19 protein-coding genes are annotated in these 20808 nt (G+C 49.7%); 6 read left to right on the forward strand and 13 right to left on the reverse strand.

The annotated features are described in order from the left end of the window. Positions 1 to 8: 8 nt before the first annotated feature. The 8 genes from bamA to rpsB all read right to left on the reverse strand — a co-directional run bounded on the left by bamA (position 9) and on the right by rpsB (position 8447). On the reverse strand, positions 9 to 2333 hold the full coding sequence (gene bamA / locus ACXAF9_RS03860) for an outer membrane protein assembly factor BamA (protein WP_475070634.1): 2325 nt from the start codon (positions 2331 to 2333) through the stop codon (positions 9 to 11). Between the two features lie 35 nt (positions 2334 to 2368). Beyond that, positions 2369 to 3721, reverse strand: coding sequence for a sigma E protease regulator RseP (gene rseP / locus ACXAF9_RS03865; protein WP_475070636.1), 1353 nt, complete (start codon positions 3719 to 3721; stop codon positions 2369 to 2371). 7 nt (positions 3722 to 3728) lie between these two features. After that, positions 3729 to 4547, reverse strand: a complete 819-nt coding sequence (locus tag ACXAF9_RS03870; RefSeq protein ID WP_475070639.1) for a phosphatidate cytidylyltransferase — start codon at positions 4545 to 4547, stop codon at positions 3729 to 3731. Further along, positions 4540 to 5304, reverse strand: coding sequence for a polyprenyl diphosphate synthase (gene uppS, locus ACXAF9_RS03875; RefSeq protein ID WP_475070641.1), 765 nt, complete (start codon positions 5302 to 5304; stop codon positions 4540 to 4542). The genes ACXAF9_RS03870 and uppS overlap by 8 nt, the downstream gene beginning before the upstream one ends. Positions 5305 to 5354: 50 nt before the next feature. After that, positions 5355 to 5912, reverse strand: coding sequence for a ribosome recycling factor (gene frr / locus ACXAF9_RS03880; RefSeq protein WP_475070642.1), 558 nt, complete (start codon positions 5910 to 5912; stop codon positions 5355 to 5357). Next, positions 5902 to 6660 carry a UMP kinase gene (pyrH, locus tag ACXAF9_RS03885; protein ID WP_475070646.1) on the reverse strand — a complete coding sequence of 253 codons (759 nt, stop codon included), beginning with the start codon at positions 6658 to 6660 and terminating at the stop codon, positions 5902 to 5904. The genes frr and pyrH overlap by 11 nt, the downstream gene beginning before the upstream one ends. Before the next feature lie 85 nt (positions 6661 to 6745). Continuing rightward, a complete protein-coding gene (gene tsf / locus ACXAF9_RS03890; RefSeq protein ID WP_475070648.1) occupies positions 6746 to 7609 on the reverse strand; it encodes a translation elongation factor Ts in 864 nt (287 codons plus the stop codon). Between the two features lie 106 nt (positions 7610 to 7715). Next, the gene (rpsB, locus tag ACXAF9_RS03895) at positions 7716 to 8447 is read right to left on the reverse strand and encodes a 30S ribosomal protein S2 (protein ID WP_475070650.1); all 732 of its coding nucleotides are present in this window, start codon (positions 8445 to 8447) and stop codon (positions 7716 to 7718) included. Between the two features lie 264 nt (positions 8448 to 8711). On the opposite strand from rpsB, the gene map reads away from it, so the two are divergent. From map to ACXAF9_RS03910, 3 genes are read left to right on the forward strand one after another with little or no spacing between them, the layout of a single operon-like run. Then, positions 8712 to 9479, forward strand: a complete 768-nt coding sequence (gene map, locus ACXAF9_RS03900; protein ID WP_475070652.1) for a type I methionyl aminopeptidase — start codon at positions 8712 to 8714, stop codon at positions 9477 to 9479. 14 nt (positions 9480 to 9493) lie between these two features. Further along, positions 9494 to 12184 carry a [protein-PII] uridylyltransferase gene (locus ACXAF9_RS03905; protein ID WP_475070655.1) on the forward strand — a complete coding sequence of 897 codons (2691 nt, stop codon included), beginning with the start codon at positions 9494 to 9496 and terminating at the stop codon, positions 12182 to 12184. 26 nt (positions 12185 to 12210) lie between these two features. After that, on the forward strand, positions 12211 to 12498 hold the full coding sequence (locus tag ACXAF9_RS03910) for a DUF1244 domain-containing protein (protein WP_475070657.1): 288 nt from the start codon (positions 12211 to 12213) through the stop codon (positions 12496 to 12498). 4 nt (positions 12499 to 12502) lie between these two features. On the opposite strand, the gene ACXAF9_RS03915 is transcribed toward ACXAF9_RS03910, so the two are convergent. Continuing rightward, complete coding sequence (locus ACXAF9_RS03915) at positions 12503 to 13000, reverse strand: LPP20 family lipoprotein (RefSeq protein ID WP_475070660.1); 498 nt, start codon at positions 12998 to 13000, stop codon at positions 12503 to 12505. Then, positions 12997 to 13722, reverse strand: coding sequence for a FlgO family outer membrane protein (locus ACXAF9_RS03920; protein ID WP_475070662.1), 726 nt, complete (start codon positions 13720 to 13722; stop codon positions 12997 to 12999). The genes ACXAF9_RS03915 and ACXAF9_RS03920 overlap by 4 nt, the downstream gene beginning before the upstream one ends. An 80-nt stretch (positions 13723 to 13802) precedes the next feature. Between ACXAF9_RS03920 and ACXAF9_RS03925 the strand changes: the two genes are divergently transcribed. Together ACXAF9_RS03925 and zapB are read left to right on the forward strand one after the other, a co-directional pair. After that, entirely contained in the window at positions 13803 to 15029 is a 1227-nt protein-coding gene (locus ACXAF9_RS03925; RefSeq protein WP_475070664.1) for a flagellar assembly protein T N-terminal domain-containing protein, read from the forward strand. Positions 15030 to 15109: 80 nt separating this feature from the next. Further along, positions 15110 to 15298: a cell division protein ZapB gene (gene zapB / locus ACXAF9_RS03930; RefSeq protein ID WP_475070666.1), complete on the forward strand. Its 189-nt coding sequence runs from the start codon at positions 15110 to 15112 to the stop codon at positions 15296 to 15298. A gap of 41 nt (positions 15299 to 15339) precedes the next feature. Here zapB and ACXAF9_RS03935 read toward each other — a convergent pair whose 3' ends face one another. Beyond that, entirely contained in the window at positions 15340 to 15996 is a 657-nt protein-coding gene (locus ACXAF9_RS03935) for a YiaD family glycine zipper/OmpA-like lipoprotein (RefSeq protein ID WP_475070668.1), read from the reverse strand. 333 nt (positions 15997 to 16329) lie between these two features. On the opposite strand from ACXAF9_RS03935, the gene ACXAF9_RS03940 reads away from it, so the two are divergent. Beyond that, positions 16330 to 18252, forward strand: coding sequence for a beta-ketoacyl synthase (locus tag ACXAF9_RS03940; protein ID WP_475070670.1), 1923 nt, complete (start codon positions 16330 to 16332; stop codon positions 18250 to 18252). A 92-nt stretch (positions 18253 to 18344) separates the two neighbouring features. On the opposite strand, the gene ACXAF9_RS03945 is transcribed toward ACXAF9_RS03940, so the two are convergent. Further along, positions 18345 to 19160, reverse strand: a complete 816-nt coding sequence (locus tag ACXAF9_RS03945) for a TatD family hydrolase (RefSeq protein WP_475070672.1) — start codon at positions 19158 to 19160, stop codon at positions 18345 to 18347. After that, positions 19129 to 20715, reverse strand: coding sequence for a peptide chain release factor 3 (locus ACXAF9_RS03950; RefSeq protein ID WP_475070674.1), 1587 nt, complete (start codon positions 20713 to 20715; stop codon positions 19129 to 19131). The genes ACXAF9_RS03945 and ACXAF9_RS03950 overlap by 32 nt, the downstream gene beginning before the upstream one ends. Positions 20716 to 20808: the final 93 nt, after the last annotated feature.

Raw genomic sequence — 20808 nt, forward strand, 5'->3', positions numbered from 1 at the left:
ATCAATATTTAGAAGCTTAGGCCCAATGAGAATTGGAAGGTTTGGGTATCGTCGCCTTGTTTAGCGTTGAGGGCTTTACCCACAGAGAACGACAATGGCCATCCAACCGGTGATAGCCAGCTCAAACCAACACCCGCTGAATAACGAATCTCGTCAAATTCCACCCCTTCCTGACAGTTAGAGTCGCTCGAGGAGGAGTTGTAACATTCGGTGGTAAAGACGTTACCGGCATCAACGAACAGCAACGAACGCCAGCCGTTTGACTCGGTAAATGGGGTTGGGAATACCAATTCCAATCCACCCACCATCATGATGTTACCGCCAAATGAGTCCCCGTTAGAGTCACGTGGCCCCAACGAGTTATTATCAAAGCCTTTGATGGTTCTTAGGCCACCTGCAAAGAAGTTCTTAAAGAACGGATAGCTCTTATCACCCAATGCATCAGCATAACCTAAACGACCTTTCATACCGAAAGCCCAGCTTTCGTCTTCATCCAGCGGGATGTACCACTTAGATTGATATGTCGCACGGTAGTAACTCAAGTCACTGCCAGGTACCGACACCTCAAGTGCCGCGTTGTGCGAGTAACCGCTGGTTGGGAAGATACCTCGGTTAAGGTGGTTGTTATCCCAGCCAAAGGTCGCTTTAAAGTTTAAGAACTCATCACCGTTTTCGTCGATGTAACTTTCGATCTCTTCAACCGGTGAATACGGGTTGGTATTGATCGATACGTTTTCCAAACCTAACGAGAACGACAAACGCTGATAATCATCAATCGGGTAACCAAACGTGACACCACCGCCGTATTCATCCAGCGAGTAGCTACTCACATCGTCTTCTTCAAAGTCACTGGTGCGGTAGAACACATCAAAACCACGGCTCACGCCATCGACTGTGTAATAGGGGTCTAGGTAGCTAAAGCTCACTTCACGCTGAACAGCACTTCGTGTGATGTTAAAGCCAACCTGCTTACCGGAACCGAAGAAGTTATCTTGCTCGATACCAAAATCGAGGATGATGCCGTCACTTTGCGAGTAACCGATACTGGACGTAAATTGGCCCGATTGTTGCTCTTCCAATGATAGGTTTAAATCGACTTGGTCATCCGTACCTGCAACCGGCGTTGTCTCAAGATTGACAGAGCTGAAGTAACCGGTACGTTCCAGACGCTGTTTACTCTTTTCGATGTTATCGGTTGAAGCGATGGCCGCTTCCATCTGATACATCTCTTGGCGAATAACGCTGTCAGCCGTACGGCTGTTACCCTTAATGTTGATGCGGCGAACATAGGTTTTCTTACCTGGGTCCACATAGAATTTAAGGGATACAGAGTTATCTTCAGCGTGAAGCTCCGGCACAGGGCTTACATTCGCAAACAGGTAACCGGCTTCGCCTAGGCGGTCTGTCAACGCTTTTTGCGCATCCGTCATGGCCTTACGAGAGAAGGTCTCGCCCTCTTTCATATCGACCAGCTCAGTCAGCTCGGCTTCCGGAACGACCAAATCACCAGCTAAATTGATGTCACGCAGCTTATATTGATCACCTTCAGTGACGTTCACGGTAATGAATACATTTTTCTTATCAGGAGTGATCGAAACCTGAGTCGAATCAATCGAGAAGTTAATGTAACCACGATCCATGTAGTAAGAGCGAAGACGCTCTAAGTCACCGGATAATTTCTCACGCGCGTAACGGTCATCTTTCGTGTAGAACGACCAGAAGCTTGGCAGTTTTAGTGCAAACAGATCTTTAAGATCTTCATCTTCAAAGACAGTGTTGCCAATAATGTTGATGTGCTGAATCGAAGCAACACTGCCCTCTTTGATGTTGATGTCCAGAGCAACACGGTTGCTTGGTAACTCTTCGACCTCGGTTTCAATCGAAGCACCGTAACGACCTTGACTCACGTACAAGCGAATCAAATCTAAGCGAATCTGATCCAAAGTTGAGCGTTTAAAGACATCACCTTCTTGAAGGCCTGATTGTTTAAGACCTTTCAGCAGGTCTTCATCTTTAACAACCTTGTTACCGTTAAGGCGAATACGGCTAACCGCAGGGCGCTCTTTGACCTTTAAAACCAAATAGTCGCCGTCGCGCGCTACATTGATGTCGTCGAAATAACCAGACTTGAACAGAGCTCTGACCGCATCTTGAATAGCCGATTCAGTGACTCGATCGCCTGTCGCAATTGGAAAATTACGGAATACGATACCCGGTTCCACTTGCTGAACACCTTCAAGACGAATGTCTTTAACCTGAAAAGGCGCCAGTGCAGCCTGAGCCACTGACGACATCATCGCCAAGCCCAAAGCCCATCCCCATTGTTTATTCATCCAACATCATCCAACTAAATGACTCTGAGGGTTTCTCAGAGCCGCATCACATCGTTTACTAAAGCAAGCGTCATCAATGACAACAGTGCAGCCATACCAAAACGCAGCCCGATATCCTGGACGCGCTCGCTGACTGGTCGGCCTCGTAGCCACTCCAGCGTGTAAAAAAGCAAATGACCGCCATCCAATACTGGAATAGGCAGCAAATTAAGCACACCTAAGCTGATGCTCAGATACGCCAAGAAACTTATAAAGGGCTCAAACCCAGAGGCCGCAGAAGCCCCGGCCACTTTAGCAATGGTGATCGGGCCACTCAAGTTTTTTACTGAGATCGCCCCCTCGATCATTTTCCAGATCGAATCCAAGGTTAATGTGATCATGTTCCAAGTTTTTGTCACCGCTTGGGGGATCGCATCGAACACACCGTACTGAAGAGTACGCTGCATCGACTCTGGCCAAGTCGGCATTTGAACACCCGCACCAATGTAACCTTGGCGCTGATCATTCACCATCCGCTCATTGGGCGTTATGGACATCTCAACAGTATGACCATCACGTTCCACAGTGAGCATTAACGCTTGATTAGGCGAGCTTTGAATCTGTTGGACCAATGCGGTCCACTCAGTAACCGGTTCACCGTTAACGGCGGTGATCTGATCACCCACCATAAGACCTTGCGCTTGTGCGGCTCCGCCATCGACCAACTGACCAATCACAGGTTTCACTTCGGGACGATAAGGCTGAATCCCCATGGCGGTCAGTGGGGTTTCGTTCTCTAAATCAACACCCCAATTATCCAACTGCAGGGAGATCTGCTGTTCGGTGTGACGCCCTTCTGGAATCACACCTAAATGAACGGGACCGCTTTCACCAATATGGGATGCTAAAGCAAGGTTGACCTCTTCCCAACTGCGCGCTGGTTGACCATCAACGGATACAATCTCCGACCCGATTGGGATCATTGCTCGTTCAGCCACACTGTTAGGTGCTAAGCCACCTACGATCGGGGCAACCGTACTGACACCCACCAAGAACATCAGCCAGTACGCAAATACGGCAAACACCAAGTTTACTATGGGGCCTGCGGCCACGATGGCCATGCGCTGACCGACAGGTTTATTGTTAAAAGCTTGGTCTTTTAAAGCATCTGGAACGGGCGCTTCGCGCTCATCCAGCATTTTGACATAACCGCCTAACGGGATCGCTGCCACCGCATACACCGTACCGTCTTTACCAGTACGCGACCAAATGGCCTTACCAAAGCCCACCGAAAAACGCAGCACCTTAACGCCACAACGGCGCGCTACCCAATAATGACCCCATTCATGGATGGTCACTAGGATACCCAATGTAACCAGTGTCGCTAATACGGTGTAAATGAAGCCCATAAGCACCTCAGATAATTGGCATCATCAGCAAGCCCAAATAGAACAGAGGGGTTGCTGCCAAAAGACTATCAATACGATCCAACACACCGCCATGACCTGGCAGCAGATTACCACTGTCTTTTAAACCGGTGTGGCGCTTTAACAGGCTTTCAAAAAGATCACCTAAGACCGACACCAAAGACGTCAACACAGCTAAGATCAGCAAATAGACTGTTGCGACTCCCGACAGTTCATTGAACCTCGAAAAAATCAATGTAATCAATACGACAGTTGCTAGGCCACCGATCAAACCTTCGCGGGTTTTACCCGGGCTCACGTTCGGCGCAAGCTTGGTTTTACCAAAGCGCTTCCCAGCAAAATAAGCACCGCTGTCGGCCCCCCATACAATCAAACACAGCAGCAGCAACCAACCATCACCAAAGGAGAGGCTCTTGATACCCACAAGGCTTAACCAGGTCGATACAAACAAAATCAAACCAATTAGGAGTCGCACAGGCTTGAACGACCACGCCCCTTCCTCGGGGTAGCGCAACACCCAATAAAGAGCCATCAGCCATACAGCAATGGAGATCGACAGAAGAGATAGCGACAAAGAGGCAACCGGCTCAATAAGCCCAAAACCAGCAATTACCACACCCGTCACTAACGCGAACAGGGTTTTCGCCCAAGACTGTGTCGAACAGCTACTGAGCGCCAACCATTCGGTCGATGCCAGCACCATAACCGCGCCCACAAAAAGAGCAAAATAATGAACGGGTAATAAAAAAATCCCCGCTAATGCGAGGGGAATTAAAACTAAAGCGGTTGCTATACGTTGTTTAAGCACGGGCCTCGGCCTCTACCTGCTCACTGGTTTTACCAAAGCGGCGTTCGCGTGTGCAAAAATCGCGAATCGACTCACCCAGTGAGTTCTTATTAAACTCAGGCCAAAAATCGTCAACAAAGTAGAACTCAGTGTAAGCCATCTGCCAAATCAGAAAATTACTGATGCGACTTTCACCCGCGGTGCGGATACACAAATCCGGCGCGGGCTGGCCATGCAACTGAATGTAAGAATCCAATAACTCTTCTGTCAGATCTGATGGCGCAAATCGGCCTTCAACACACTCCGACGCAAAACGCTGCGCCGCCTGCATGATATCCCAACGACCACCGTAGTTCGCAGCCACATTAAGGGTCAGCAAGGTGTTGTCTTTGGTCAGATCTTCAACTTTCTGAATTTTTGCCTGAAGGGATTCGCTGAAACGACGCTTGTCTCCAATCACGTTCAAACGAATATTATTCTTATGCAGCTTTTTTGCCTCTCGGTCCAGAGCCAACATGAATAGATCCATCAGACCTTTCACTTCAAGCTCAGGACGCTTCCAGTTTTCACTGCTAAAGGCAAACAGCGTTAAGGACTCGACGCCAAATTCGACGCAGCCTTCTATGACGCTTCTAACGCTATCAACCCCGGCTTTATGACCCGCTAAGCTTGGCAACTTACGTTGCTTCGCCCAACGGTTATTACCGTCCATGATAATCGCAATGTGCTTAGGAAGAACCTTTTCCGGCGGGATATTGAGTTTCGCGTGTACAGACATAGATATGCTTCAGCGAGCCATGGACGGTCGTCCATGACCCGCGATGAGGATTAGATTTCCATCAAATCGGTTTCTTTCTTTTCAAGCAACGCATCCACTTCAGCTACGTACTTATCCGTTAGCTTCTGGACGGTGTCCTGACCACGACGCTCTTCGTCTTCAGAGATCTCCTTTTCTTTGAGAAGATCTTTGATCTGGCTGTTAGCGTCACGACGGATATTACGTACCGATACACGTGCTGTTTCAGCTTCAGCGCGCGCCTGACGGATGTAACCTTTACGAGTTTCTTCCGTCAAAGGCGGCATAGGTACACGAATAACGCCACCCGTCGTCGCTGGGTTCAGACCCAGGTCAGACTTGTAAATCGCTTTTTCAATGTCCGGTACTAAGTTTTTCTCCCATGGAGAGATCATCAGAGTACGCGCATCTTCTACAGAGATGTTACTGACTTGAGACAGAGGTACATCAGAACCGTAGTAGTTCACTTGCACTGAATCTAAAATGCTTGGATGCGCACGACCTGTACGAATCTTTTTAAAGGTTTCAACCAAAGACTCACAGCTCTTTTTCATACGGCTGTCAGCTTCTTGTGTAATCTCATTCAGCATATTTTTCTCCTTGGGCTTCGCCGTCAATCAGGGTGCCTTCGTCGCCACCGACGAGCAAGTTAACCAGAGCACCTGGGCGATTCATATTGAATACGCGAAGCGGCATACTGTGGTCGCGTGTCAGACAGATCGCAGTTAGATCCATCACGCCAAGTTGTTTTTCAATGGCTTCATCGTACGTCAAATGCAGGTAGCGTTTAGCGGTAGGGTCCTTCATAGGATCGGCGGTGTAAACACCATCCACTTTAGTGGCTTTCAATACAACGTCGGCTTCAATCTCGATACCACGCAAACACGCCGCAGAATCCGTTGTAAAGAAGGGGTTACCGGTACCCGCTGAAAAGATGACGACATCACCTTGGTTTAAATAACGCATCGCATTACGTCGATCGTAATGATCCACCACCCCACTCATGGGGATAGCCGACATAACACGAGTAGGAATATTGGAACGCTCCAGCGCATCACGTAGCGCTAAGGAGTTCATGACGGTGGCCAACATACCCATATGGTCACCTGTAACACGGTCCATACCGGCGGCACTGAGTGCTGCGCCTCGGAACAGGTTACCACCACCGATTACGATACCTACTTGTACACCAATGCCACGTAATTGACCAATTTCAAGCGCCATGCGATTCAGCACTTTGGGATCTATACCAAAATCTTCATCGCCTTGTAGGGCTTCACCGCTGAGTTTTAAAAGAATTCGTTTGTACTGGGCGTGTTTTTTCGTATCGGCAGGCATACTGTTATCTCTCCGCACTGGCGTTGGGAAGACAATGGATAATGTGTGCGTACTGTATCACAGCACGCACACACATGAGCGAGTTTTACTTGTTGTTCAGTTGCGCAGCAACTTCAGCAGCAAAATCTACTTGCTCAACTTCGATACCTTCGCCTACTTCTAGACGTACGAAAGTAACGACTTCACCGCCAGCCGCTTTCACCATGTCACCCACTTTTTGATCTGGGTTTTTAACGAAAGCTTGTTCCAGCAGGCTGTTTTCAGCCAGGAATTTGTTGATACGACCAACAACCATTTTCTCTGCGATTTCAGCAGGCTTGCTTGCCATATCTGGCTGAGCCAGGATGATCTCTTTCTCTTTAGTGATCACTTCTTCTGGCATGTCTTCTTTAGCAACCACTTGTGGGTTAACGGCAGCAACATGCATCGCAACATCGCGAGCCACTTCAGCAGAAGCACCTTTAACTGCAACCAGAACAGCAATACGGTTGTTGCTGTGCACGTATGCACCTACCGCTTCGCCTTCCAGAACAGAGATACGACGAACGCCGATGTTTTCACCGATTTTCTGAACCAGCGCTTCACGCGCAGATTCCAGATCGCCTGCCATCAAAGCAGCAACATCGTCGTTTTTCGCAGCGAAAGCAGCATCCGCTACTTTGCCAGCAAACGCCAAGAAGCCTTCGTCGCGAGCAACGAAGTCAGTTTCAGAGTTAATCTCAACGATTACGCCGTAAGAGTTGTCGTCAGCAGTACGTACAACAACCACACCATCTGCCGCTGTACGACCCGCTTTTTTAGCTGCCTTCATACCAGAAGATTTACGCAGCTCTTCAATCGCCAGCTCAATATCGCCATTGGCGTCAGCCAGAGCTTTTTTACACTCCAGCATACCCAGACCTGTGCGGTCGCGCAGTTCTTTAACCAGCTTCGCTGATACACCTGACATTTCAATTTCCTCTTGCTTTCGCGTTCAATCTAAATTCAAAAAAGGGGAGCGCGGCTCCCCTTCTGTTCGACTTTGTAGACAATAGTCAAAACAGTTGACAGTGTGATTACTCTGCCGCTGCTGCTTCTACTTCAACAAACTCACTTTTACCGCCAGCGGCTTCCAGACCTTCTGCACAAGCAGTAGCAACTGACTGTACGTAGATTTGAATCGCACGCAGAGCGTCGTCGTTACCTGGAATTACGTAATCAACGCCGTCTGGGTTGCTGTTAGTATCAACGATACCGATAACAGGGATGCCCAGTTTGTTAGCTTCGTTGATTGCGATACGCTCGTGATCTACGTCGATTACGAACAGCGCGTCAGGCAGACCGCCCATATCCTTGATACCGCCGATAGAACGCTCAAGCTTTTCCATTTCACGTTGACGCATCAACGCTTCTTTTTTAGTCAGCTTAGCGAACGTACCGTCCTGTGCAGCTGTTTCCAGATCACGCAGGCGACGGATAGATTGACGGATAGTTTTGTAGTTGGTCAGCATACCACCCAACCAGCGGTGGTTCACGAAAGGCATGCTCACGCGAGCTGCTTCTTCTTGAACGATTTTGCTGGCAGCACGCTTTGTACCTACGAACAAGATTTTGTTCTTGTTCTGAGCCATACCTTTAACAACGTCCAGTGCGTTGTTCAGAGCTGGCAGAGTGTGCTCAAGGTTGATGATATGAATCTTGTTACGAGCACCAAAAATGTATTGAGACATTTTTGGGTTCCAGTAACGAGTTTGGTGACCAAAGTGAACGCCTGCTTTCAGCAGGTCGCGCATTGTAACTTGTGCCATGATAGCAATCCTGTATATAAGTTGGGTTTAACCTCCACATATCCCAATAACCAACCGCAAAGCGGCACCCGGCTACCGTGTCGATATGTGTGTGGAATGTTCTCCGATTTGCAACGGCAATTCGGGAGCGCGATTTATACCACAAGGCCAGACAAAATTGAAGGTCAACCTTCGCGAACTGGCGATAATTCGATACAATTGCGCCGTAGTACTACGACTTTTAAAAATTAAGCCGGTTTGAAATAGCCGAGCGATAGGATTGTTATGTCTGTCATCATCAAAACCCCGGAAGAGATCGAAAAGATGCGCGTGGCTGGCCGCTTAGCCGCCGACGTACTGGAAATGATTGAGCCACACGTAAAGCCGGGTGTGACTACCAACGAATTGAATCAGATTTGTCACGACTATATTTTGGAGCACGATGCCATCCCTGCTCCTTTGAACTACCACGGTTTTCCAAAATCGATCTGCACATCGATCAACCACGTTGTGTGCCACGGCATTCCGGATGACAAGCCGCTTAAAAATGGCGACATCGTCAACATCGACATCACGGTAATTAAAGACGGCTACCACGGCGACACCAGCGCTATGTTTGGCGTTGGTAAAGTCGCTGCGCACGCTGAGCGATTGATGAAAATCACGCGTGAGTGCATGATCAAAGGCATCGAGTTAGTAAAACCCGGCGCTTTCTTGGGCGATATCGGTCAAGTCATCCAACAATACGCAGAATCGAATCACTACTCGGTTGTTCGCGAATATTGCGGACACGGCATTGGCGCAGGCTTCCATGAAGAGCCTCAAGTTCTGCACTATGGCCGCGCGGGTACCGGTGTCGAGTTGCAAGCAGGTATGATCTTCACGATCGAGCCGATGATCAACGCCGGTAAGCGTCAGGTGAAACTGAGCAACAAAGATGGCTGGACCGTCACAACTGCTGACCGTCGCCTGTCAGCACAGTGGGAACACACCATTTTGGTAACCGAAACCGGTTACGAAGTGTTAACGCTACGTACGAACGAAACCTTTTAAGCAGTAGGTATTAAATGAGTACACCATTGGAGCACCTTGTGGACATTCATGAATTTATGGATGTTAACGCTTTCGAACAGCGCCTGTTAAACGACGAACCCGCCGTTACTGTTTTTAAAGACACAATCCGCTCCGTCACGAATGAAATGAACCGGCTTTTTAAAGACGGTCATGACATTCGTCAATTGGTGTACGGCCGTGCTGCCGCGATCGACATCATTCTTCGCGCAGCATGGGCCCGGTTTGAATGGCCAAGCCAAGATCACGTCTCGTTGATTGCCGTCGGTGGCTATGGCCGCGGTGAGCTTCATCCTCATTCAGATGTGGATATCCTTCTGCTCTTTAAGAGTGTAAGTCCAGCCGACTACGAAGAGAGCATCAGCGGGTTTCTCACTTTACTTTGGGATATCCAGCTGGAGATCGGCTCAAGCGTTCGCACCATTGATGACTGCTACGCCGAAGCCCGCGAAGACATCACCATCGCCACCAACTTGATCGAGTCCCGCCCACTGTGGGGTGAGCCATCTTTGCATCAAGAGATGTACGATCGAGTTACCTCAGAAGGTGCTTGGACTGATAAAGAGTTCTTCCTCGCTAAATATCAAGAACAACAGCACCGCCACGAAAAAACCAACAACACCGAGTACAACCTAGAACCCAACCTCAAAAACTCCCCAGGTGGACTTCGTGACCTGCAAACCATTGGTTGGGTCGCCAAACGTCACTTTGGTGCCACCTACATCCGCGATTTGGTCGATCATGGTTTTTTAACCGAGTCCGAGCTTGAGACACTGAACAAAGGCGAGCTCTATTTGTGGACAGTGCGCTACGCGCTTCACATGATCACCAAGCGCAAAGAAGACCGCCTACTGTTTGACCACCAGCGCGCCTTAGCGGAGTTTTTTGGGTACGCCGACAAAGATGGCTCACTGGCCGTTGAGCAGTTCATGAGCAAGTATTATCGCGTTGCGATGGCCATGGCCGAGTTCAACGACATGCTGCTGCAGTACTTCGATGAAGCTATCCTACGCATTCATGATGAGCAGATTTTAAAGCCGATCAACAAACGCTTTCGCATCCACAACGATTACCTTGAAGCGACGTACGATTCAGTATTCGAGCACCACCCGTTTGCCTTGATGGAAGCCTTTGTACTGCTTGCTCAGAACGACGATATCAAAGGGGTTCGCGCCTCGACGATTCGCTTGATTCGTGATCATCGCCACCTCATTGATGATGAGTTTCGTAACGATATCCGTAACACCTCGCTGTTTATGGAGTTGTTAAAGTCCCCAAATGGCGTGTCCACCGAACTTAAACGCATGAACCGTTACGGCATTCTCGGTCGATATGTACCAGAGTTTGGGCAAATTGTTGGTCAGATGCAGCACGACCTGTTCCACATATATACGGTGGATGCTCACACTTTGAAAGTGATCCAGAAGATGCGACAGTTTCGCCATCGGGATCACATGGAGCAGTTCCCCATCGCCTACCGTTTAGTTAACCAGATTCCAAAAATTGAGCTCTTGTATCTGGCCGGACTGTTCCACGACATCGGCAAAGGCCGCGGTGGCGATCATTCCGAACTTGGGGCCGTGGATGCACTGGCGTTTTGCGAACAGCATCATCTGGGTAAGTGGGATTCACATCTGGTTTCTTGGTTGGTACACAATCACTTACTGATGTCGATGACCGCGCAACGCAAAGACCTATCCGACCCAGAAGTGATCCACACGTTTGCCAAGCAAGTGCAGGACGGCGTCCATCTGGATTACCTGTATGTCTTGACCGTCGCTGACATCAACGCCACCAACCACTCACTGTGGAACAGCTGGCGCGCGACACTCTTGCGTCAACTCTATATGGAAACCAAACGCGCCCTTCGTCGTGGCCTTGAGAACCCAGGCAACAAAGAAGATCGTATCGAGCAGGTTCAACATGAAGCCTTAATGATCCTGAATCGCTCTGGTGTGCGCTCAGAATCGGCCACCGAGCTTTGGTCCACATTAGGGGATGATTACTTTTTACGGGAAGATGCCAAAAACATCGCGTGGCACACTCAATCGATTCTAGAGCATCTGCCCAGTATTTTGCCCTTGGTACTGATCCAGAAAACCTCGTACCGAGTGTACGAGGGGGCGACTGAGATCTTCATCTATACCGAAGACACTAATAACCTCTTTGCAGCAACGGTGGCTACGCTCGACCAACTGGCCCTGAACATCCAAGATGCACGCATCATCGTGACCGACGACGGTAAAACACTGAACACCTTTACCGTACTGACCGATGAGAATGAGCCACTGTCTGAAAACCCGACGTATTTGGCCAGCATTCGTGACCGACTCATTGAAGAGCTGGACGACCCAGCGGACTTCCCTGAGATCATTCATCGCCGTGTGCCTCGTCAGATGAAGGCCTTTGCCTCCCCAACCCGAGTCAATTTGAGTAACGACCCAAATACTCAACTTACGGTCATGGAAGTGCGCTCACCCGACCGCCCTGGCCTACTGGCACGGATTGGCCGTATCTTCTCGGAGCTTGAGATCTCGGTACGTAAGGCCAAGATCTCCAGCATTGGTGAACTGGTGGAAGACTTTTTCTTCCTGACCGATTCGGAAGGTTTGCCCATCAGCGACCCAGCCCTTTGCGAAACCTTACAAAAGCGGGTGTGCAAAGAGCTGGATGAGCACATTCACTAACCCTGACAAGAATAACAGGATCGATCATGGATAAAGCAACACAAACTGAACTGGAAGCCGCTGCGTTTCGTCGCTTGGTTAAACACCTAGATGAGCGCAAAGATGTTCAAAACATCGACCTGATGAACCTAGCGGGTTTTTGCCGCAACTGCTTATCTAAGTGGTACAAAGCCGCCGCTGAAGAGAAGGGACTCGAAATGGATTACGAAGCGGCTCGCGAAGTCATCTACGGCGAGCCTTACAGCGAATGGAAAAACAAATACCAAAAAGAAGCGACTCAGGAACAGCTGGACGCCTTCAACAAAGGTCAATAAGCCTTTATTGCTGAGATAAAATCCACGCTTGCTGCAGCTGGTTCATATCCACCTCAAGCGTGGTCGCATAGGTGTCATCCTGAACCGGATACGTTTTCACCACACGCGCCCCTCTGACTATCCCTGCCACCGCCGATTTAAAACGATCATTCTGGATCACCATATCCTCGACCGTGGTCGTTCCGTACACATATTGACCATGAACCACCCCAGCAAGCTCTTGATAGGCGCGCAGCTTCGAGGCACGCATGGCGGTTATGACTTTTTGCTGGCGAGTTGCACCAGGCTGAAGACTGATCGGCGCGTAACCTGTGGCCTGAACATAGTTCGGCTTGCCGTTGGGTTCTTCATTCACAAAGGTTGCATCGGGCAGCGCATCGATCAACTCATTGGTTGTAATTCGAATCGTGTCGCATCCGGTTAACAGCCACGCACACAGCACGGCCAAAATGGGTTTCACCACACTTAGGGTCTTCGAGCGCACACACAAAGCCATCATCATTCCATTCCTATTGGGCCGGATCCGTTTTCGATAATATACCCGTTTCTTAAAGCTCGAACAGGGTCATAACCCGGCAATCGTCCCTCTAAGCGACGATTCGGGATGTGCGTTTGAGCACTCGCTAATACTTGTCGGGTGGTGGTATCCAAGATACGGGCGTTCATCACTACACCGTCTTCGTATTTTGCGTAGGTTCCGGTCAAGACAAAATAGATTTTGTACTGATTACGAAGCGCCGACATGTTTTGGCGAGACACAGGCGACTTGAAGGTTGTAGCCAAGCTGACGGCTCGATAATCCACCAAGTTGTAACCGCGTTGCTGCATCGGAAAGATAAAGTTTTCGGAGATACGCTCTCCAAACAGATCATCCGGCACGCTGTTGCGCAAAGACGCAAAGGGCAATACCGCAATCGGGAAGCGCTTGACTCGATTCAGTGTCAGACCACTGATCAGCTGATTGGCCATCTGATCCACCGCTTCACTGACCGGGTCCATATCGGTGAATTGATCTGTCACAAGGTCCGTTGGAACGGTGCTGGCAATTGCTTCCAAACGAGCCCGTTCAATGGCTTTATCCACAATGCGTTGGCTAGCCGCGGGGGTGAGCTGATCCACATCCAGCACGGTTTGTTCCTGCTTTGCACAACCAACAAAGAACATGACAGCCCCCAAGAGCGCCGTAAAACGCAATGCTGAAAACGGAAATGTCCTGATTTTCATCGTTTTTATCCGATCGTTATATTAAAGTCACGGTGATCTACCGCGATAACCTTATTACCTATATCGGTCAGGAAGGACGCATGTTGAGGCTTTTTCGTACATTTTGCATTTTTCAATCTCTGCTGTTGATCTTATTATCCCCTACTGTATTAGCAGGGACATGGGTCGAAGCCACCGGCCAATCCCTTTTGGTGAACGGAGATGTCAAAGCCGCGCGCGCCCGAGCGATCGACTCAGCCAAGGAACAAGCGCTGCTGCAAGTGGCCGCTTACGTGTCCACCACTCAAGAGATCGAGAACGGCGTGCTCTCGCGTGATGAGCTTAGCGTTGCGTCACTTGGGGTTGTAAAACAGGTCGAGGTGGTCGATGAAACCTTAAAAGGCGATTACTTATGGGTTCGGATTAAAGCCGAAGTCATTCCCGAAAGCATGTGCCCAAGTGGCAACGCACCCAACAACCTTAAGAAAACCGTTGCCTTTACCGCCTTTGCAATGACGGACCCATCACAAACCAATTTAGGCGCGCTTTCTCAGATTCAAAGCCGATTAGCGACCGTATTCACTGAGCGCAGCCGAGAAGCACGGGGCATTCGTGCATTAAATGCCGGTCAGTACCAAATGTTTGCCGACCCCGAAACCGCTTCCACACTTCGATTGAACACCGGTGCCTTAACTCAAACCTTATCGCACACCTCGTCACTGGATGTGCAGTACATTGTCTCGGGTGTGATTCGTGATCTCAGCATGACTTCCCCCCAAGCCCTTCGTGAAACCGACTGGCTAAAAGACACTTACAACAAGCTGGATTACAAAAGCGATAAACATCAGCGCCACTTTGTCGTGGATCTTTTCGTGCACGATGCCTTCAGTGGCGGTCTGGTGTATCAAAACCAATACCACACTCAGGGCAAATGGCCTTTGGATCAATCTTTTAGAACCGGTTTTGATACACCAGCGTTTTACAAAACCGATTACGGCCAAGCGGTGAGTACGTTAATCGACACCATGCGCGATGACATTGTCTCTGAGCTTAAATGCCAACCGTTTATGGCCTCTATTGATAAGGCGATGAACGATCAGATCTGGATTAATGCAGGCCAAAACAGCGGCCTTCAATCGGGCGACACTATGACCGTGTACCGAAAGAACATCTATTTTAACCCAACAGCGGAACCGACCACGGAACTGATTGCGACCCCACTGACTCTGACTATTGATGCGGTTCAGACGATGTCAGCGCACGGCACGGTGAATGGTCACGTGACTGAATACAATATTCAGAGTGATGATCTCGTGATCGTGCAATAAGCGGTTTACATGTGCTTTGGCGGCTCTATAATCTGCGCCTCATCACCCGTTTTTTAGTCGCAATACACCAAGGATTCATCATGCAAAACGAACTGTTCAGTCAGTTAGAAAATAAAATCGAAAATTTGATCGAAGAAGTAGAGTTACTTCGCATGGAAGTGACGGAGCTTAAAGAAGCCAAAGAAGGTTTGGAAGCTGAGCGCCAAACGACAGAAGATAACTTGAAGCGCCTGCTGGGTAAGTTTGATTCCCTAGACGCTCAAGCGTAAGTCAGCAGCGGATGACTCCGCTGCTTCAGATACAACATCCGTTACCCTTGGGTGCCGCGGATGTTGATCTCAACCCGACGGTTTAAGGCGCGCCCTGCGTCTGTTGCATTATCCGCTACCGGATAACGCTCACCATAACCGTGTGTACTGATACGGGTTGCTGTTATCCCACCGGTCGCTAAATAATTCGCCACACTTGCAGCACGTTTTTCGGACAAGGTTTGGTTGTACTCAAACGAGCCAGAGCTGTCTGTGAACCCATCCACACTGATCGCCGTATCCTTAAACTTTTGGAACACTTTAATCACGGAGTTCAACACAGGCTGAAAGTCACTGGCTACGTTAAACGAGTTGGTCGCAAAGGTAATATTGCCCGGCATGATCAATCGAATGTCATTACCCGAACGTTCCACACCAACGCCTGTACCTTCAAGCTCTTGACGAAGCAGCATCTCTTGCTGGTCCATGTAATAACCGATACCGCCACCGGTTGCACCACCGACCGCTGCACCAATCAAAGCACCACGTCCACGATCTTTTTTACTTGAAACGGCAGCGCCTAAAACAGCACCGGCCACGGCACCAATGCCCGCGCCCTTGGTCGCGTTGCTGGTTTTCTCCTCGCGGGAGTATGGGTCTAATGTGCTACAACCGGTGACCAATGTCGCGACAGCTAATGTGGCGGCTAATTTTTTCATGACACCTCCGTCAATTATTGTTTGGTTCCTGAACGAATGATGTGTAATCAGTGTTTAGACTACTCTTATTGAGTTAAAAATAAACAGCTTCTGATCACAGACTCTCAAGGTTCACGCTCTGTTTACCAAGACAACATTCCGATACGAATGGTTCAGGTTTTCTTCAAATTGGAAACATTAAAATCCTCTGAAACTTAACGGATTTACCCCTCTGATCACTGGCAAGCAGCGGGGCGAGTAGCTAAAATAGCCCGTTATACACTACATTTTTACATAGGACGGGTAATCCCCGTTTTCACCGCTGTATTTGAGACTCAACCGAGGAGTTTCCTTTTGTCACATTTACCCTTGATCGTCGGTTTTGGCGGTATCAGCCCAGCCGGTCGTAGCTCGTTTCATCACGGGTATCGACGCCTGATCCTCGATCACTTAAGCCATCAGGACCGCCAGCAAACATTATTGAGCTTGGCGACGTTAATGGGATTGGCACAGTACCAAGACGGCAATTATCTGAATGCTCACGGAGAGTCACACCCTCTGGACGATTTGCTATCGTCTATTTTGGATCAAATTCTGGATCACACCCTGATCCGACGCATCGAGCCTGAGTGCTTCGATGTAGATCATGTCATGTTCAATAAGCAGGCCTCGTTGCAACTGGAACAGCCGATTCAGTTCACGCTGAAAAAGCGCCAAATGCCTACGGTGGTGCCTGAGAACTGGCAGGTCGAGTCCGTTAATGCGCACATCGTGCAAGTAACGGTACAAGAAACATTGGAAGCGATTCTTCCGGACACCAAAACCGCGCAGGTTCAGTCAGCTGGTCAACTGCCTTCTGGGTTTAAGCCTGATGATCTGTACCAATCGCGCAACCACCCGCGCAACATTCAGATGACCGTTTACGCGGCCTCTGACGCCGTGAGCTCCACCGGTATCGACTTTACCGAGATCATGAGCAAGGTGGCACCGGATCAAGTTGCGGTCTACGCCAGCAACTCGATCGGCCAGCTGGATGATTTAGGGTTTGGCGGGTTAACCAAATACCCAGCGCTTGGTAAGCGCACCACCTCCAAGCAGATGCCACTGGGTTACGCTCAGATGCCTGCCGATTTTGTAAACGCTTACTTACTTGGCAATGTCGGTAGCACGGGTGGCTCACTCGGTGCGTGCGCTACCTTCTTATACAACCTTCGAAGCGCTGTGGATGATATCCGCACGGGCCGCCGCAAGGTGGTCTTAGTGGGCGGCAGTGATGCCCCAGTGATCCCCGAAGTGATCGAAGGTTTCCGTGCAATGGGCGCCTTGGCCGAAGACAAAGACCTTTTAGCTTTGAACAACGTCGATGCACTGACCAAAGAACACTACCAAAGCGCATGTCGCCCCTTTGGTGATAACTGTGGCTTCACCATTGCCGAAGCCAGCCAGTTCGTTATGCTGATGAGCGATGACTTAGCGCTTGAATTGGGTGCCGAAGTATACGGTGCTGTGCCAGATGTGTTTGTTAATGCCGATGGCCACAAGAAATCAATCTCGGCGCCAGGTGTGGGCAACTACATCACCATGGCGAAGTCTGCGTCTTTAATTCGCGCCATGATGGGTGAAGAATCGCTTAGGACACGCTCCTATGTGCAGGCACACGGCACCAGTACACCGCAAAACCGCGTGACGGAATCCCACGTGATCAACGAAACGGCCAAAGCCTTTGGTATTCAAGATTGGACCGTCAGCGCCATTAAGTGCTTTATCGGCCACTCGCAAGGGACTGCGGCGGGCGATCAATTGGCCTTCTCATTGGGAACTTGGGCACACGGCATCATCCCGGGTATCCGTATGACACCCAACATCGCCGATGATGTGTACACCAGCAATCTGAACTTGGCCATCCAAGATACCGATGTCGGTACCGAGGGAATGGACAGCGTTATCCTAAACTCCAAAGGGTTTGGGGGTAACAACGCCAGTGCGCCCGTGATTGCACCTCACATCGTGGAAGCTTGGTTGGCGCATAAACACGGAGCTTCAGCCGTGTCCGGCTGGAAAGCGAAACGCGAACACACGCGCGAGAAAGCGGCCGCTTATGACCAGCAAGCAACCTTGGGACTCGCCCGTCCAACTTACCTGTACGACCACCAAGTACTGGAAGGTTACGATTTAACCATCACGGACAAAGCGATTCATTTCCCAGGTTATGCACACAACGTCGATATTGATGTTGAAAACCCATTCAGCGACTTTACTCATAAGCCGAACGCCTAAAACGGCGATACATTCATAAGGGCTTCATGAGGCCTTCATGAGAATTTAAAGCAGCAGGCTTCGGCCTGCTTTTTTATGGGTTATCACAACAACTAAGGCTTAAGCCCCGGTAGTACCCGGTACGCATTACGCCGACCTTGCTCGACCCACTCATCCGCCGTGAGAGCGGTTAACGCCGCTAAGGCATTGATCACTTCGATCACCTTAAGGGGATTGTTTCGCTCCCCTTGGTGGCCAAACAAAGGCATATCCGGTGCATCGGTTTCAAAGACGATCGCCTCTTTAGGTAAGGCTTTCACCATACGCTGGACCTTTTGAGCTCTTGGATAGGTAATTGAACCACCTATACCCAAACAAAAGCCTAAATCCAGATAACGTTTGGCTTGTTGCACACTGCCGGTAAAGGCGTGAATAACCCCGCCTTGATCAAAACGCTTCTTAAGTAGGTAGCTTGCCATCTGGTCGTGGGCTTTTCGATTATGAACAATCAAGGGCTTACGATAATGCATGGCAAGCTCAACCTGAGCGTCAAATAAGGTCCACTGCTTATCGCTTTGATGATCCGCTTCGAAGAAATCAAGACCGCACTCCCCAACCGCAATCACAGAGGGACAAGACAACATCGACTCAACCTGAGTTAAGTCCGATGAATGATGTTGATCAAGAAAATAGGGATGTAACCCGACAGCCATCCGAATCAAAGGGAATTGATCGGCCAGTGCCCGTATTTTGGGAAAATCCCGAGCCACTGTGCCTGGGATAACGATGCGCTCAAAACCGAGCGCACGCGCTTTGGAGAGTAACGCCTCACGGTCTTCATCGAACGCACTGAAATCCAGATGGCAATGCGTATCGATGAGGCCAGACAACACCGGATCAGTGTTCGCGAGTCGCTCGGAACTGGACATCCGGCCAACGCTCTTCGGTGAGGCTTAAATTCACGCGTGTTGGTGCAAGATACGTCAGCAAACCACCGCCATCGACCGATAGGTTGTCGTAGGCTTTCTTACGGAAATCTTCGAGCATCTTGTTATCAGAACACTCAACCCAACGCGCGGTTTGAACCGACACAGGCTCGTACAAGCAATCCACCTTGTATTCATCCTGCAGGCGGAACATAACCACCTCAAACTGCAGCTGACCGACCGCGCCCAATACCAAGTCGTTGTTACGCATCGGCTGGAACAACTGCACCGCGCCCTCTTCCGACAACTGCTGAAGCCCTTTTTGCAGCTGCTTCATTTTAAGTGGATCTTTCGGGCGTACTTTCTTGAACAGCTCCGGCGCAAAGTGCGGAATACCGGTAAATTTAAGCGCTTCGCCTTCGGTAAAGGTATCGCCAATCTGGATGGTACCGTGGTTGTGCAAGCCGATGATGTCACCCGACCACGCTTCTTCCACGTTTTCGCGATCCCCCGCTAGGAAGGTCACCGCATCCGCAATTTTGATGTCTTTACCGATGCGCACGTGCTTCATTTTCATACCGCGCGAGTATTTACCCGAACACACCCGCATAAAGGCGATACGGTCGCGGTGTTTTGGGTCCATGTTCGCTTGGATCTTGAAGATAAAGCCCGAGAACTTCTCCTCATCTGATTCAACCGTACGCGTTTCGGTGGCACGATCAATCGGTGAAGGCGCCCACTCAACAAAGTTATCAAGCATTTCGCGCACACCAAAGTTGGCTAACGCAGTACCGAAAAAGACCGGTGTTTGCTGACCACTTAGGAAGGCTTCGGAATCAAACTCGTGTGTCGCGCCGCGCACCAGCTCGATCTCTTCAACGAAATCGTCGTACTCATCTTCCAGCAGTGCTTTTGCTTCATCTGAGTCCAAGCCTTTGATCTGGATATCTTCTGGTACAACCGCGTTTTGGCCGGCTTTAAATACATGAATCGTGTCGGTGTATAAGTTATACACACCTTTAAAGAACTTACCCATGCCAATCGGCCAGCTAATCGGCGCGGCCGCAATTTTGAGGACTTCTTCAATCTCGTCCAGCAGCTCAATCGGATCACGGATATCGCGGTCCATCTTGTTCACAAACGAGAAGATCGGCGTATCACGCAAACGACATACGTCCATCAGTTTAATGGTGCGGTCCTCGACACCTTTCGCACCATCAACCACCATCAGGGCTGAGTCCACGGCAGTCAGTGTGCGGTAGGTATCTTCCGAGAAGTCTTCGTGACCTGGGGTGTCGAGCAGGTTTACAACACGCTCGTTCCAGTAAAACTGCATCACGGATGACGTAATCGAGATACCGCGGTCTTGCTCCATCGTCATCCAGTCGGATGTCGCATGGCGATCGCTTTTCTTGCCTTTAACGGTACCGGCTTTTTGGATCAAGTTACCCAGCAGCAATAGCTTCTCGGTAATCGTGGTTTTACCCGCATCCGGGTGGGAAATGATGGCAAAGGTGCGACGTTTCGCCACTTCGTTATGAACAGCGCTATTGGACATGAGACTTCACTTTAAACTGGATCGACAAACGGCGTGCTCATTGGCACACCGTTTAAGAGAAAACGTTAATTGCTGCTTATTTTCGCTGATCTT

It is taken from the genome of Neptunomonas sp. ABH4_499 (assembly GCF_056160565.1).

What these genes read in the sequence shown, in the direction of transcription:
- bamA (WP_475070634.1), bottom strand. Translation starts at nt 2,333, where the DNA reads ATGAATAAACAATGGGGATGGGCTTTGGGCTTGGCGATGATGTCGTCA.
- rseP (WP_475070636.1), bottom strand. Translation starts at nt 3,721, where the DNA reads ATGGGCTTCATTTACACCGTATTAGCGACACTGGTTACATTGGGTATC.
- uppS (WP_475070641.1), bottom strand. Translation starts at nt 5,304, where the DNA reads ATGTCTGTACACGCGAAACTCAATATCCCGCCGGAAAAGGTTCTTCCT.
- frr (WP_475070642.1), bottom strand. Translation starts at nt 5,912, where the DNA reads ATGCTGAATGAGATTACACAAGAAGCTGACAGCCGTATGAAAAAGAGC.
- pyrH (WP_475070646.1), bottom strand. Translation starts at nt 6,660, where the DNA reads ATGCCTGCCGATACGAAAAAACACGCCCAGTACAAACGAATTCTTTTA.
- tsf (WP_475070648.1), bottom strand. Translation starts at nt 7,609, where the DNA reads ATGTCAGGTGTATCAGCGAAGCTGGTTAAAGAACTGCGCGACCGCACA.
- rpsB (WP_475070650.1), bottom strand. Translation starts at nt 8,447, where the DNA reads ATGGCACAAGTTACAATGCGCGACCTGCTGAAAGCAGGCGTTCACTTT.
- map (WP_475070652.1), top strand. Translation starts at nt 8,712, where the DNA reads ATGTCTGTCATCATCAAAACCCCGGAAGAGATCGAAAAGATGCGCGTG.
- ACXAF9_RS03905 (WP_475070655.1), top strand. Translation starts at nt 9,494, where the DNA reads ATGAGTACACCATTGGAGCACCTTGTGGACATTCATGAATTTATGGAT.
- ACXAF9_RS03910 (WP_475070657.1), top strand. Translation starts at nt 12,211, where the DNA reads ATGGATAAAGCAACACAAACTGAACTGGAAGCCGCTGCGTTTCGTCGC.
- ACXAF9_RS03915 (WP_475070660.1), bottom strand. Translation starts at nt 13,000, where the DNA reads ATGATGATGGCTTTGTGTGTGCGCTCGAAGACCCTAAGTGTGGTGAAA.
- ACXAF9_RS03920 (WP_475070662.1), bottom strand. Translation starts at nt 13,722, where the DNA reads ATGAAAATCAGGACATTTCCGTTTTCAGCATTGCGTTTTACGGCGCTC.
- ACXAF9_RS03925 (WP_475070664.1), top strand. Translation starts at nt 13,803, where the DNA reads ATGTTGAGGCTTTTTCGTACATTTTGCATTTTTCAATCTCTGCTGTTG.
- zapB (WP_475070666.1), top strand. Translation starts at nt 15,110, where the DNA reads ATGCAAAACGAACTGTTCAGTCAGTTAGAAAATAAAATCGAAAATTTG.
- ACXAF9_RS03935 (WP_475070668.1), bottom strand. Translation starts at nt 15,996, where the DNA reads ATGAAAAAATTAGCCGCCACATTAGCTGTCGCGACATTGGTCACCGGT.
- ACXAF9_RS03945 (WP_475070672.1), bottom strand. Translation starts at nt 19,160, where the DNA reads ATGTCCAGTTCCGAGCGACTCGCGAACACTGATCCGGTGTTGTCTGGC.
- ACXAF9_RS03950 (WP_475070674.1), bottom strand. Translation starts at nt 20,715, where the DNA reads ATGTCCAATAGCGCTGTTCATAACGAAGTGGCGAAACGTCGCACCTTT.